This window comes from Streptomyces sp. NPDC031049, from assembly GCF_055571015.1.
In genome coordinates, this window is the sequence record NZ_JBVIGC010000016.1 from 87,492 (window position 1) to 101,297 (window position 13,806).

The following is a 13,806-nucleotide window of genomic DNA, read 5'->3' on the forward strand; positions in this document are numbered from 1 at the left end:
CGCCGGAACGGGGCAACGGACGACCGGGCCGGCCCCGGACAGGGCCGTGTGCTCCGGAAACGATGCCTCCGGAGCACACGGCGCGCAGTCGGACGGACCTGTCAGATCCGGTCGCTCCGCGTCAGTTCAGGGACCGGAAACCCGACAGGCCCGAGCCCACGTTCACGCCGCTGCCCTTGATCTCCGGGTAGAACAGCAGGTTGCCGGAGGCGTCGGTGGCCCAGACCGACGGGTGGCCGTCGCCCTTCACGTCGGGAACCGACGTGACCAGCGGCCGGTTGGACGGCGTCCATCCGGTGCCGATCTGCACCTTGCTGCCACCGGCTCCCAGGCCCTCGCCGTTGGGTCCGGTGCCGTCGTAGCGGTACAGCACGCCCGTCGACCTGTTGCGGGCGATCATGTCGACGCGCCCGTCGCCGGTGGCGTCGCCCGGCGCCGCGATGTCGTACCCGGACCAGCCGCCGTCGCCGATCAGCACGGGCGGCTGCTCGAGGTACTCGTCGAGGTAGCCGGACGGCGACCCGAAGTACAGCCAGAGCTGGTCGCCCTGCTTGACGAGCAGGTCGGGGTGGCCGGGCCGGTCGTCGGGACCGATCGTGCCGTCCCCGTCGAGGTCGAGCGGGCCGTCGACGTCGCCGATCGCGAGGATCTGGTCCGCGCCCTGCCAGTGGTCGTTCTCCGGCTCCCAGACGTTCAGCTCCCGCACGTCGGAGGTGTCGATAGCGCCGGCGCCGTCGTTGGGGTGGATCCACAGCCGGTCCCGCCGCTCGGTGGCGTCGGGACGCAGCAGGAGCAGGTCCTCGATACCGTCGTCGGTCCAGTCGCCGCGCCGGGTGGTCCTGGCGTCGGAGTACCGGCCGGCGGCCGAGGCGGCCTCGGAGGCTCGGACGGCCGCGCCGGTGCCGTCGCCGAAGTACCGCTGCAGGGTTCCCGCGCCGTCGACCGCCCACAGGTCGGGGTGGCCGTCGCCGTTGAGGTCGCCGGGCTTGTCGGGCACGGCGGCGCCGTTGACGTAGAAGAGGTAGGCCTGGAGGTCGGACTTGTTCCGGGCGCGGTCGAGGCTGCGCACGTACAGGTGGTGGGGACCAGCCTTGGTCGGCGTGAGCGAGATGGTGACGTTGCCGTTCAGCGTCGCCGGGGTGGCGGTGCGCACGGTGGTGTCCTGCGTGGTCCAGTACTCGTAGGAGGCCACGTCCTTGGCCGCGCCGGGCGTCACGACGAAGTCGCCCTTGGTCCGCACCGGACTGGTGCCGGCCGGCCAGCCCGCGTCACCGTTCGGGAACTGCTCGGAGGACACGGTGGGCGGTGTGCTGGGACGCTGCGGGTCGAAGACGAAGCGGCAGCCGGGCGCGCCCTTCGTGGGCGTCCAGTCCGAGTACAGCGACCCGTCGGTGGCCTGCGCCTTCCACGAGAAGTTGCCGTTCGCCGTGGCCAGGTGGGGCACCAGTGTGCTCTTGGCGACCTTGAGCTTGGCGACCGAGCCCGAGGTGACGGCCACGGACTGGTTGACGATCAGCACCCCGTCGGGATCGTCGTTGGGGTGGTGCCCGGTCGCCCACAGGTGGAACTTGACGTTGACCGTGCCGCCGTCGGGGTCGCTCGCCCGGGCGGTCAGGTAGATGTCGGTGTCACCGATGTAGCCGTACGGGGCGGTGTCGCCGCAGCCCGTGCTGTTCTTGGTGCTGGGCACGGTGTCGAGCGCGCTCGGTGCCGCCGGCGTGCTGTTGTACTCGGTGGAGATGACGGCGGTGGAGGCGTCGAACTTCTTCCAGGCGTAGGTGTCGGTCTCGCTGGCCTTCAGACCCAGGGTGATGGTGTTCCACTTGTTCGCGGAGGCCTTGGTGGCCGCGTCGAGCGTGGAGAACTCCAGGTTGCCGGCCGGGCAGGAGGACGACCAGCCCTTGGCGTCGGTGACGGTCGCCTGGTTCGTGCTCCAACTGGGCTGGTTGTTCCAGGTCGTCGCCGAGCTGATCCCGCCGGTCAGGCTGAGGGTGACCGCCTTCTTGGTGCAGGACCAGGAGTGGGTGTTCTTGATCCGGAACGTGGACTTCACGATCTTCTTGCCGTGCAGGTTCCGGGAGTCCATCGTGAAGAAGGACCGCCAGGTGCCGCCGGTGTCCGACTCGTAGCCGACCCGGGCGACGTTGTCGGACTTGTTCCAGAACGCCGTAGTGGGGTACTTCTTCGCGACCGCGGCCCAGTTGTTGCGGCCCCCGGAGACGTACGGGTCGATGTGCACCGGGTAGACCGTGTCGGGCGCGGTGAGCAGCTCCTGATCCGGCGTCAGCTTCAGGGTGCCGCCCTCGATCCGGGTGGGCAGCTCGGCCTGCTTGGCGCCCACGGCCGGGTCGAAGAGGTGCTTCTCGTCCGCGGCCCGGGGGGCGGACTGCGGCGCGGCCAGGGCGGCGCCGGCGGAGCGCGCGGCGGCCGGGGCGGGCTCTGCGGGGACGCCCGAGCTGTCCCACATCAGGGGGGTGGGCGCCGTGAAGACCTCCTGGCCCGCCGGGTCGACCGCGGTGAGGTTGCCCGCGGCGTCCGTCCGGGGCTTCACGCCGTCGGCCCGCAGTGCGTACCCGAGCTGCTTGAGCCGGGGATCGGCGGCTGCCCTGCGGTTCTTGACGACCAGCAGCTGCTGGAAGCCGGTGACCCCGGAGCGCAGCTTGAGATCGACCCCGGGCAGCACCTCGGGGTAGGTGGCGGTGTCACCGTCCAGGACGGGCTCGGGGAGTGCGCCGTCCCAGTCCAGCGACATGGTGCGGCCGTCGCGGGTGATGGTGGCCATCGTGGTGTCGGCGGGTGCCCCGCCGCCGGAGAACTCGATGCCGACGGCCGCGGCCCGGGGCCGTACGACGCCGTCCTCGCCCTTGACGAGCGTGGGATCGGCGGTGACCAGGCGGCCGTTCTGGCGGACCCGGACCGGGACGACGTGCGTCTCCTGGGTGAGGGTCCCCGCGGGGTTGGCGAAGGTGCTGGAGTACTCGGTCCGTTCCGAGACCACCTCGACCCGCTGCCCGGTGTCGGCCGCGCGGTCCAGGGCGCGTTCCGTCTCGGTCCGCTGCACCTGCGGTGCGGCGTCCGCGGCCGTGGCCGCCGCCGCGGGCAGGACGGTGCCCGCCAGGCCCGCGACGACCGCGCAGGCCAGGAGCCGGCTGGTTCCCCCCGGTCTGTGACCGCGCATGGGCGGTTGCTTCCTCAAAACTCTCCCCTCCCTGGCACTTGGGCCGGGCCGCCGGACGGCCGCGTGCCCGCAGTGCGGCGGTGCCGCCGGACGACGGCACCGGAATCTCGTCGAAATCCAGAGAAGGGTAAACGGTCGTCTTGGCCTGAAATCCGCGCAGGTGTCGTCTGATCACAGCTCAGAAACTTTTCCAGGGCGAACATCATCGCTTGCCTGATAGATCATGTTTGTACCGTTCATGACCAGTAACGTCCGAGTAATCTGCCTCCGTTTTCCTTGACACAGACAGGGGGCGGGAGTGCTCAAGACCCTGGACGCCGCAATGGGGAAGCGGCGCAGACGACGATCCGTCAGGCAACGCCGCTGGAGACGGGCCACGGCCGTCGTCTCGACGGCCGCGCTCTTCACCGGACTTCTGGGCACCGACATCGCGGTGGCGGCCGGTGAGCTGAAGCTGCCGGGCCTGGACGAGACCAAGCCGGTGCCGGTCACCGAGGTGAAGCCGGAGAAGGCCACGGGCCGCGACGACGCCGCACGGGACGCGCGCAAGCGGGCCCCGGCGGTCGAGTGGCCCCGGGCGGCCACCGCGGAGGCCGAACTGCCCGAGCGGCGCGGTACGGCCCGCAAGGCCGGCTCGCTGCCCGTCTCCGTGGGGCTGCCGCAGGGCGGCGGCAGGTCGAAGGACACCGCCCCGCCGAAGACCGCACAGGTCCAGATACTCGACCGGGCGACGACGCAGCGGCTCGGTGTCGAGGGCGTCGTGGTGGCCGTGCGCGGCACCGGCGGCGGCGAGGACGGCAAGGTCCGCGTCACCCTCGACTACTCCGGCTTCGCGCAGGCCTACGGCGCCGGATGGGCCTCCCGGCTCACCTTCGCCCGGCTGCCGCAGTGCGCGCTGGACGACCCGGACGCGAAGAAGTGCTCCACGGCCGAGCCGCTGGCCGGCGACAACGACGCCGACGGCCAGACCCTGACCGCGGACGTGCCCGTGGACGGCACCGCCGAACTGTCCGGTGACCCGGTCGACGGCGGCACCCGCACCATGCTCGCCCGCGAGGCGGGCTCCGCCGCCGAGGGCGTCACCCTGCTCGCCGCCACGGCCACCCCCTCCGGTGGCGGCGGCGACTACAAGGCGACGCCGCTCAGCCCGTCGGGCCACTGGGCGGCCGGATCCTCCTCCGGGGGCTTCACCTGGTCCTACGACATACAGACCCCCGAGACGCCCGGCGGCCTGGAGCCCGAGCTGGGACTCGGCTACAACTCGCAGTCGCTGGACGGCCGCACCGCCGCCACCAACAACCAGGCCAACTGGGTGGGCGACGGCTGGTCGATGACCGAGAACTACATCGAGCGCCGCTACGCGTCCTGCAACGACGACAAGTCGGGCGGCAACAACACCGCCAACAACGGCGAGCTGTGCTGGCGCAGCGACAACGCCACGATGTCGCTCGACGGAGAGTCCCACGAGCTGGTCCGGGACGACGCCACCGGCACCTGGAAGCTGAAGGACGACGACGGCACCCGGATCGAGCGGCTGAAGGACACCGCCCGCGCCAACGGTGACAACGACGGCGAGTACTGGCGGATCACCACCACCGACGGCACCCAGTACCACTTCGGCTACCACCGGCTGCCCGGCTGGACCTCGGGCAAGGCGGAGACCAACTCCACCTGGACCGTGCCGGTCCACGGCAACCAGTCCGGAGAGCCCTGCCACAAGACGTCGTTCGCGGACTCCTCCTGCAAGCAGGCCTGGCGCTGGAACCTCGACTACGTCGTGGACACCAACGACAACGCCACCGCCTACTACTACGCGGCGGAGACCAACCGCTACGCCCGCAACGCCAGCCCGACCACCGGGCTCGGCACGGTGACCGCGTACGAGCGCGGCGGCTACCCGCTGCGCATCGAGTACGGCCTGCGGGCCGGCAACCTCTACGGCACCAACGCCGCCGCGGCGAAGGTGGAGTTCACCGTCGCCGAGCGCTGCCTGCCCGACGCCGCGTTCGACTGCGCGCCGTCGAAGATGACCGCCGCCAACGCCAAGCGCTGGCCCGACGTCCCCGTCGACCAGTACTGCCGTGAGGGCGAGGACTGCAAGGCGAAGATCGCGCCGACCTTCTGGACCACCAAGCGGCTGACGAAGATCACCACCAAGGTCCTGGCCGGCACCTCCTACGCCGCCGTGGACAGCTGGGACCTGCGCCACCAGTTCCCCGACCCGGGCGACGGCACCACCCCGGCGCTGTGGCTGGCGGGCATCACCCGCACCGGGCACACCGCCGACCCGGCGCAGAAGCTGCCCGAGGTCACCTTCCTCGGCCAGCAGCTCGCCAACCGTGTCGACACCACCGGCGACGGCATCCCGCCGATCACCCGGTACCGCGTCCGCCAGGTGAACACCGAGACCGGCTCCACCATCGGCGTCACCTACTCGGCGCCCGACTGCTCCCCGGGCAGCCTGCCCGCGGAGTCGTCCAACACCAAGCGCTGCTACCCGGTCTACTGGTCCTCGGCCGACTCCCCGGCCGCCGACTACAAGCCGGTCAAGGACTGGTTCCACAAGTACGTCGTCACCCGGGTGCTGGAGAACGACCTGGTCGGCGGTTCCCCCACGCAGCAGACCGACTACACCTACGTCGGCGGCGCCGCCTGGGCCAAGAGCGAGGACGAGTTCACCAAGGCCGAGCACCGCACCTACAGCGACTTCCGCGGCTACGGCGAGGTCCGCACCCAGGTCGGCAACGGCACCGACGGCCCCAAGCTGGACAGCCGCACCCGCTACTTCCGCGGCATCGAGGGCGCCAAGGTCGCCGACTTCGAGGGCAACGAGGCCACCGACCACCCGGTGTTCGCCGGTGTCGAGCGCGCCGAGGCCACCTACGAGGGCGGCGCGGTCCTGGAGGAGGAGACCACCACACCCTGGCGCAGCGGCGCCACGGCCACCCGCGCCCGCGCCGGTCTGCCCGCGCTCACCGCGTACCAGAGCGACGTGGCGCAGGAGACCAGCCGCAGCCCGCTCAAGGGCGGAGGCTGGCAGCGCACCAAGTCGGAGCGCACCTTCGACGCGTACGGCATGCTCGCCACGGAGACCGACCACGGCGACACCGCCAAGAGCGGCGACGAGACCTGCACCCGGATGACGTACGCCCGCAACACGGGCGCGAACATCCTGGAGCTGGAGGCCTCCGAGAAGACCACCACCGGCACCTGCGCCGCCCCCGGCGAGCTGATCGCCGAAGAGCGGACCTACTACGACGGCAGCACCACCCTGGGCGCCGCGCCGACCAAGGGCAACGCCACCCGGCAGGACGAGAACGACGACAAGGGCACCGGCTTCTTCACCGCCGCCACCACGTCGTACGACGCCTACGGGCGGCCGGTGTCGGTGACCGACGCGCAGAACCGTGCCATGACCACCGAGTACGTCCCGGCCACCGGGATGCCGACGAAGATGGTCGTCACCAACCCGCTTGGCCACACGCTCACCACGGAGATCGACACCAAGCGCGGTGTGGAGACCGCCGAGATCGACGCCAACGGCAAGCGCACGGACATCGCCTACGACGCCCTCGGCCGGGTGACCAAGGTGTGGGAGCCGGGGCGCAGCAAGAGCCAGTACCCGGACTCGCCCAGCGCGGTGTACGAGTACCGCATCTCGCGCACCGAGGCACCCGCCGTCACGACGCGGGAGCTGCGCGGCGACGGTTCGACGGAGACCAGCTACACCCTCTACGACGGACTGCTGCGCGAACGCCAGACCCAGATGCCCGCGCTGGGCGGATCCGGCGGCCGGGTGCTCACCGAGACGCTGTACGACTCGCGCGGTCTGGAGTGGAAGGTCTACGACGACTACTACGCCACCGGTGACCCGGAGCCCACCCTCGTGGCGGGCGACGACACCAAAGCGCCCGCGGCCGTCCGGATCACCCACGACGGAGCGGGCCGCCCGACCGAGACGGTCGCTCTGAAGTACGGCACCGAGACCCGCCGGGCCACCACGGTCTACGACGGCAACCACACCACCGTCATCCCGCCGAAGGGCGGCACGGCGCGCACCACGGTCACCGACGCCCTGGACCGCCCGGTCGAGGAGATCGAGTACACCAACGAGGCCCGGACCGCCTCGCAGTCCACGAAGTACGCCTACGACGCCCGGGGCCTGGTGGAGCGGATCACCGACCCGGCCGGCACCGAGCGCACGTTCGCCTACGACGCGCGCGGGCGGGAGGTCCGGTCCGAGGATCCGGACCAGGGCACCACGCGTATGACGTACGACGTCCTGGACCGCCGGGTGTCCACCACCGACGCCCGCGGCGTGACCCTGACGACGGGCTACGACCCGCTCGGCCGTGTGGTCTCCGTCAAGGAGGGCTCCACCCTCCGGTCGGAGTGGGTGTACGACACGGTGGCCAAGGGCGAGCTGTCCGAGGCGCGCCGGTACGTGGACGGGCAGGCCTACACCCAGAAGGTCACCGGCTACACGGACGACTACCAGCCGACCGGCATGCAGGTCGTGATCCCCTCCGCGGAGGGCGGCCTGGCCGGCACGTACACCTGGGGGTTCGGCTACAACGACAAGACGGGCCTGCTGACCCAGATCACCCAGCCGGCCATCGGCGACCTGCCCGCGGAGCGGGTGGTCACCCGGTACGGGGCCGACGACCAGGCCCAGGGCCTGACGGCGGGCGGCCGGACCCTGGTCAACTCCAACACCTACGACCCGTTCGGGCGGGTGCTCCGCACGGAGTACAACGACCAGATGCGCCGGCTGTACCGCAGCTGGTCCTACGACGAGCACACCGGTGAGCTGCTGCGTGTCACCACCGACAAGACGCTGGCGCCCCAGCGGGTCGACGACACGCACTACACCTACGACCCGGCGGGCAACGTCACACGCATCAAGACGTCGACCGGTCAGGGCGAGGACCTGCAGACCGACACCCAGTGCTTCACGACCGACGCGCTCCAGCGCCTGACCGAGGCGTGGACGTCGACCGACGACTGCGCAGCCGGTCCGTCGAAGGCGAACGTCGGCGGCCCGCGGCCCTACTGGACGTCGTACAGCTACGACGCACTGGGCAACCGCACCAAGGAGGTCAAGCACGACACGAGCGGTGACCCGGCCAAGGACACCGTGCGCACCTACTCCTACGGCCCCTCCGGCTCGGGCCAGGGCGGTCCGAACGCCCTGGCCTCCGTCGAGACGGTGACGAACGGCACCACCTCGACCGAGTCCTTCGCCTACGACCAGACGGGCAACACCGTCGCCCGTCAGGAGGGAGGCCGGCAGCAGACGCTGACCTGGGACGCGGAGAACCAGCTCGCCAAGGTGGAGGAGCCGGGCACGGCCACCACCGAGTACGTCTACGACGCCAGCGGCGAGCGCATGCTCCGCAAGGACGCCCTCGGGACCACGCTCTACCTGCCCGGCGGCAACGAGCTGCTGCTCCAGCCGGACGGCAAGAAGGCGGGGACCCGCTACTACGACTTCGACGGGGAGACCGTCGCGGTCCGTACGGACGGGCAGCTGGAGTTCCTCTTCACCGACCACCACGGCACCGGCACGACCGCGATCGACGCCACCACGCAGGAGGTCACACACCGGTGGCTCGACCCGTTCGGCGCCGAACGCGGCAAGCTCTCCAGCGTCTGGCCGGTGGACCGGGGCTTCGTCGGCGGCATCACGGACAGCACGGGCCTGACACAGTTGGGGGCCCGGGCCTACGACCCGGAGCTGGGCCGGTTCATCAGCGTGGACCCGCTGGTCGACTACACCGAGTCGCAGCGGATGAACCCCTACGCGTACGCCAACAACAACCCGGTCTCCTTCTCCGACCCCGACGGCCTGTTCTTCGGCAAGATCAAGAACGCCATCAAGAAGACCGTCAAGAAGGTCACCAAGAAGGTCAAGAAGGTCGTCAAGAAGGCCGTCAAGAAGGTCAAGAAGGCCGTCAAGAAGGTCGCCAAGGTCGTCAAGAAGGTCGCGAAGAAGGTCAAGAGGGTCGCCAAGAAGGTGGCGCGAGCGGCCAAGAAGGTCGTCAAGCGCACCGTGCGGGTGGTCAAGAAGTACGCCAAGAAGACCTACCGGGCGGTGAAGCGCACCTACTCCAAGGCGAAGAGCGCGATCAAACGAGGGGTGAAGAAGGCCGCCTCGGTCACCAAGAGAGTGGCGAAGTCCACCTGGTCCGGCGTGAAGAAGGTGGGCAGGGCCGTCACCAGTGAACGGGCCGCACAGATTCTGGGCCATGTCAGTACGATCACCGGCACAGCGGCGGGTGTCCTGGCGATGTTCCCGCCGACCGCAGGGTTCGCCGCCGGCTTGGGCGCCGTCTCCGCGGTGACGGGGATCGGGTCGGCCGCGATCTATGCGGCCAACGGCAAGAATCAGGAGGCCGTCAGCCAGCTGGCCGGTACGGCAGCGGCCATTACCCTTGGGGGCGCGGGTGCGGCCAGCAAGCTGATCATCGGCAGCGGTGGCGTGGCCCGAGGGGCCCGCGCCGCGCTGGGCGATGGCCTGTCCGGACCCGGCATCAAACTTGCCCACAAGGGGGCCAGTGCGATGGAGCGGGGAGTCGGACGCGCGTCCATCGGCCTCCACACCACGGCCGCCAACGTCGGAGGCTGGCTCGGCCTCAGAAAGGAGTTCGCCGGCTGATCCCTTGACAGGGGTCTGCCGACGCGGGGTGCCCGGAAGTCTTCGGGCACCCCGCGGGGCTTCTCACCGCCTCCCACCTTCCGCCCGACACCAAGAGGATCGACATGCCCCGCCCGTCCCATGAGTTTGTTCTTCTGTTCTTCGGCCTGAGTATCGGATTCTTCGCACTGAGTTACTGTGCCGTCACAGTGAACTGGCGTCAGCGGACACCCTTGCTCTGGATGTTCATCCCGCTCAGCGGCGGCATCGGCATCGGACTGGCCAAGGGCGAGTCACTCGACATGATCCTCTTCAGTTTGGGAGGCGCGCTGGCCCTGGCCGCCCTGGGCGGTTTCTACCCTCCGGGCAGGGTCAAGGCGCTCAACCGGAGGAAGGCAGCCGGTGAGCAGGTCGAGTCCAAGGAATTCGAGCCGTCGCAACTGGTGACGTGGGTGGTGATCACGGCGATCGTTGCCTGGATCTGTGTGTCCTTCGCCCTGTTCGGTGGGTGACCGCCCTCCATGCCTGACGCGTCCCGCGAGCTCGCGTTCGTCACCTTTGTCCTCGGCTCCGCCGTCTTTTCGCTCAGTTACTGCATCGTCACTGTGAACTGGCGTCAGCGGGCTCCACTGTTGTGGACGCTCATTCCGCTCAGTGGCGGCGTCGGCCTCGGGCTCGCCAAGGGAGAGCCGCTGAGCATGCTGCTGTTCAGCCTCGGCGGTGGTCTGGCCCTGCTGTCCCTCATGCTGTTCTTCCCCCGCGGCCGGCGGAAGGAGCTCAACCGCAGGAAGGCGGCCGGGGAGAAGATCGAGTCCAAGGAGTACGAGCCGCCGTCCTGGGGCGTGTGGACGATGCTGTCGGGCGTCCTCGCCTGGGTCTGCCTGTCCTACTTCCTCTACAGCGCCTGACCCGCCGTGCCGAGCAGGAGGGCCCCGCGGCCCGGTGGACGCCTGGAGTTCCGCACCCCCGACCGCGGACGTTCGCTGGTGTTCACCCTGGTGTGCGCGGTGTGGGGGGCCACCGGGCTGGTCCGGGTGTCGCTCGGGCACGTCACGTTCTTCGACGTCCTGGGGATCGCCCTGCTGGCCCTGTCCCCGTTCCTGCTCAACGTGGCCCTCGGCAAGACCGTCGTGGACGCGACGGGCATCCGCACGGGCCGTCCGCTGTGGCGGCGGTCCGTGCCGTGGGCGGACGTCGAGTCCGTCACCGTGGAGGAGAAGACCGGCCGCGGCCACGGCGCCCACCGGGTCCGCGTCCGCACCACCCGGGGCCGTACGGTCTGGCTGGCCGCCCCCTACGTCGAGGTCCGGTGCACCGAGCAGCGGTACGCCCGCTTCGCCGCCCAGGCCGGCCGGATCGTCCGGTACTGGCACGTAACCCGGGGCTGAGCCGCCGGCCCGCCCGCCGGATACCGTCGACACGTGACCGACCAGCACCAGCCCCACCCCTCGTCCGCCCCCGCCCCCGACCTCTTCACCTGGGAGTTCGCGAGCGACCCCTACCCGGCGTACGCCTGGCTGCGCCGGCACGCGCCCGTGCACCGCACCGAGCTGCCCAGCGGGGTGGAGGCCTGGCTGGTCACCCGGTACGCGGACGCCCGGCAGGCGCTCGCCGACCCGCGGCTGTCCAAGAACCCCGCGCACCACGACGAGCCCGCGCACGCCAAGGGCAAGACGGGCATCCCCGGCGAGCGCAAGGCCGAGCTGATGACCCATCTGCTCAACATCGACCCGCCGGACCACACCCGGCTGCGCCGGCTGGTCAGCAAGGCGTTCACGCCCCGCCGCGTGGCGGAGTTCGCGCCGCGGGTGCAGGAGCTGGCCGACACACTCATCGACCGGTTCGCCCCGCAGGGCTCCGCCGACCTGATCCACGAGTTCGCCTTCCCGCTGCCCATCTACGCCATCTGCGACCTGCTCGGCGTCCCGCGCGAGGACCAGGACGACTTCCGGGACTGGGCGGGCATGATGATCCGGCACGGCAAGGGGCCCCGGGGCGGCGTCGCCCGGTCGGTGAAGAAGATGCGGGGCTACCTCGCCGACCTGATCCACCGCAAGCGCGAGGCGCTGCCCGCCGCGCCCGTCCCCGGCGAGGACCTCATCTCCGGCCTGATCCGCGCCTCCGACCACGGCGAGCACCTCACCGAGAACGAGGCCGCCGCCATGGCCTTCATCCTGCTCTTCGCGGGCTTCGAGACCACGGTGAACCTCATCGGCAACGGCACCTACGCCCTGCTCACCCACCCCGAGCAGCGGGCCCGGCTCCAGCGCTCCCTGGCCGCCGGCGACCGCGGTCTGCTGGAGACCGGCGTCGAGGAACTGCTGCGCTACGACGGCCCCGTGGAGATGGCCACCTGGCGGTTCGCCACCCGGCCCCTCACGATCGGCGGACAGGACATCGCCCCCGGCGACCCCGTCCTCGTCGTGCTGGCCGCCGCCGACCGCGACCCGGAGCGGTTCACGCACCCCGACACGCTCGACCTCGCCCGCCGGGACAACCAGCACCTCGGCTACGGCCACGGCATCCACTACTGCCTCGGCGCCCCGCTCGCCCGGCTGGAGGGCCAGACCGCGCTCGCCACCCTGCTGACCCGCCTGCCCGATCTGCGGCTCGCCGAGGACCCCGCCGCACTGCGCTGGCGCGGCGGGCTCATCATGCGCGGACTGCGCACCCTGCCGGTGTCCTTCACCCCGGTGCCCGGGAACGACGCGCCGGCCACGCAAAGGTGACACACGTTCACTTCTGTGATCTTCACGTGATCTGCGCGGCATGAACTTGTGACAAGTGATCGTCTGCCTATACGTTCACGGATCAGCGCGGCGCCGAGCCCCACCCGCCGCGCCGGTCAGTGCTGTCTCCGAAAGGTCTTCGCATGCTCTCCGGGAACGGTCGTCACCGTCGCCCCCGCCAGGCCCCGGCACTCGTCGTCGCCGCCGGAGTCACCGGCTCCGCCATCGCGATCCCGCTCCTCGGGGCCTCCGGTGCCAGCGCGGCCGACGGCACGGCCTGGGACCGCGTCGCCGAGTGCGAGACCGGCGGGGCCTGGAGCCAGAACAGCGGCAACGGCTACTACGGCGGTCTGCAGTTGACCCAGGACAAGTGGGAGGCCTACGGCGGGCTCGCCTACGCGTCGAGCGCCGACCAGGCCAGCCGGGCCCAGCAGATAGCGGTCGCCGAGAAGCTGCTCGCCGCCGAGGGCATCACCGCGTGGCCGACCTGCGGACTGCTCGCCGGACTGGAGAACGACTCGCCCTCGTCGGTCGGCGGCGGCACCGCGGATGACGGGTCGTCGGACCAGGGGAGCGACACCTCCAAAAAGCCCACCTCGCCCACCTCGCCCACATCGGACTCTTCGGATGCTCCGGATAGATCGGGCGAGTCGGGCTCCACCGCCCCGGACTCCGGCTCCTCACCCTCGGCGAGCCCGCCGGCTCCGTCCGGCGCCGCGACGGAGGGAGCGGACGGAGCGGACGGGGCGGACGAACCGGTCGAGTCCGACACGCCCGGCGAAAACGGTTCGTCCAGCGGCTCCGCCTCCGACCCGGCCACCACGAAGCGCGACGACTCGGACAACTCCGGCCACGGCGCCGGTCCTTCGGACCCGGCCGAGACGGGCCAGGCCGGCACCGGCCGCCATCGCGGCGAGAGCGCGGACGAGAGCGCCGGGGGCGGCCGTGCGGACGGCTCGGCCGGGCGGCACGCCTCGCGCGGCGACGCGGCCGCGCGCGACGCCGCGGACGGCACGTACACCGTCCGCTCCGGCGACAGCCTCTGGGGCATCGCGGACTCCCTTGAGCTGAGCGGCGGGTGGCGTGCGCTCTACGCCGCGAACGAGGAGACCGTCGGTGCCGACCCCGACCACATTCTGCCCGGTCAGAAGCTTGCAGTGAGTGCCGAATCGGGCGAAAAGTAGCGGGAGTTCGTGTCCCGGTTCGGGCTTGATGTCGGCTTTAAACGCCGTGAGAGATAGGTCTCAGAAGCCCTGATCGTC

Annotated in this window: 7 protein-coding genes; 6 read left to right on the forward strand and 1 reads right to left on the reverse strand. The window is 70.8% G+C overall.

All coding sequences use genetic code 11. From position 1 onward, the window contains the following. Positions 1 to 121 precede the first annotated feature (121 nt). Positions 122 to 3,178 carry a VCBS repeat-containing protein gene (locus ACZ45Q_RS25480; RefSeq protein WP_468265378.1) on the reverse strand — a complete coding sequence of 1,019 codons (3,057 nt, stop codon included), beginning with the start codon at positions 3,176 to 3,178 and terminating at the stop codon, positions 122 to 124. Positions 3,179 to 3,476: 298 nt separating this feature from the next. Between ACZ45Q_RS25480 and ACZ45Q_RS25485 the strand changes: the two genes are divergently transcribed. The 6 genes from ACZ45Q_RS25485 (at position 3,477) to ACZ45Q_RS25510 (ending at position 13,728) form a co-directional block, all read left to right on the forward strand. Next, positions 3,477 to 9,836, forward strand: coding sequence for an RHS repeat domain-containing protein (locus ACZ45Q_RS25485; RefSeq protein ID WP_468265380.1), 6,360 nt, complete (start codon positions 3,477 to 3,479; stop codon positions 9,834 to 9,836). 104 nt (positions 9,837 to 9,940) lie between these two features. Further along, positions 9,941 to 10,327: a hypothetical protein gene (locus ACZ45Q_RS25490; protein WP_468265382.1), complete on the forward strand. Its 387-nt coding sequence runs from the start codon at positions 9,941 to 9,943 to the stop codon at positions 10,325 to 10,327. 9 nt (positions 10,328 to 10,336) lie between these two features. After that, positions 10,337 to 10,723, forward strand: coding sequence for a hypothetical protein (locus ACZ45Q_RS25495; protein ID WP_468265384.1), 387 nt, complete (start codon positions 10,337 to 10,339; stop codon positions 10,721 to 10,723). 6 nt (positions 10,724 to 10,729) lie between these two features. After that, positions 10,730 to 11,203: a PH domain-containing protein gene (locus ACZ45Q_RS25500; RefSeq protein ID WP_468265386.1), complete on the forward strand. Its 474-nt coding sequence runs from the start codon at positions 10,730 to 10,732 to the stop codon at positions 11,201 to 11,203. A gap of 33 nt (positions 11,204 to 11,236) precedes the next feature. Next, the gene (locus ACZ45Q_RS25505) at positions 11,237 to 12,544 is read left to right on the forward strand and encodes a cytochrome P450 family protein (protein ID WP_468265388.1); all 1,308 of its coding nucleotides are present in this window, start codon (positions 11,237 to 11,239) and stop codon (positions 12,542 to 12,544) included. A 143-nt stretch (positions 12,545 to 12,687) separates the two neighbouring features. After that, positions 12,688 to 13,728, forward strand: coding sequence for a LysM peptidoglycan-binding domain-containing protein (locus ACZ45Q_RS25510; protein WP_468265390.1), 1,041 nt, complete (start codon positions 12,688 to 12,690; stop codon positions 13,726 to 13,728). Positions 13,729 to 13,806: the final 78 nt, after the last annotated feature.

Excerpts from the sequence above, each read along its gene's own strand:
- ACZ45Q_RS25480 (WP_468265378.1), bottom strand. The coding sequence starts at position 3,178 with ATGCGCGGTCACAGACCGGGGGGAACCAGCCGGCTCCTGGCCTGCGCG.
- ACZ45Q_RS25490 (WP_468265382.1), top strand. The coding sequence starts at position 9,941 with ATGCCCCGCCCGTCCCATGAGTTTGTTCTTCTGTTCTTCGGCCTGAGT.
- ACZ45Q_RS25495 (WP_468265384.1), top strand. The coding sequence starts at position 10,337 with ATGCCTGACGCGTCCCGCGAGCTCGCGTTCGTCACCTTTGTCCTCGGC.
- ACZ45Q_RS25510 (WP_468265390.1), top strand. The coding sequence starts at position 12,688 with ATGCTCTCCGGGAACGGTCGTCACCGTCGCCCCCGCCAGGCCCCGGCA.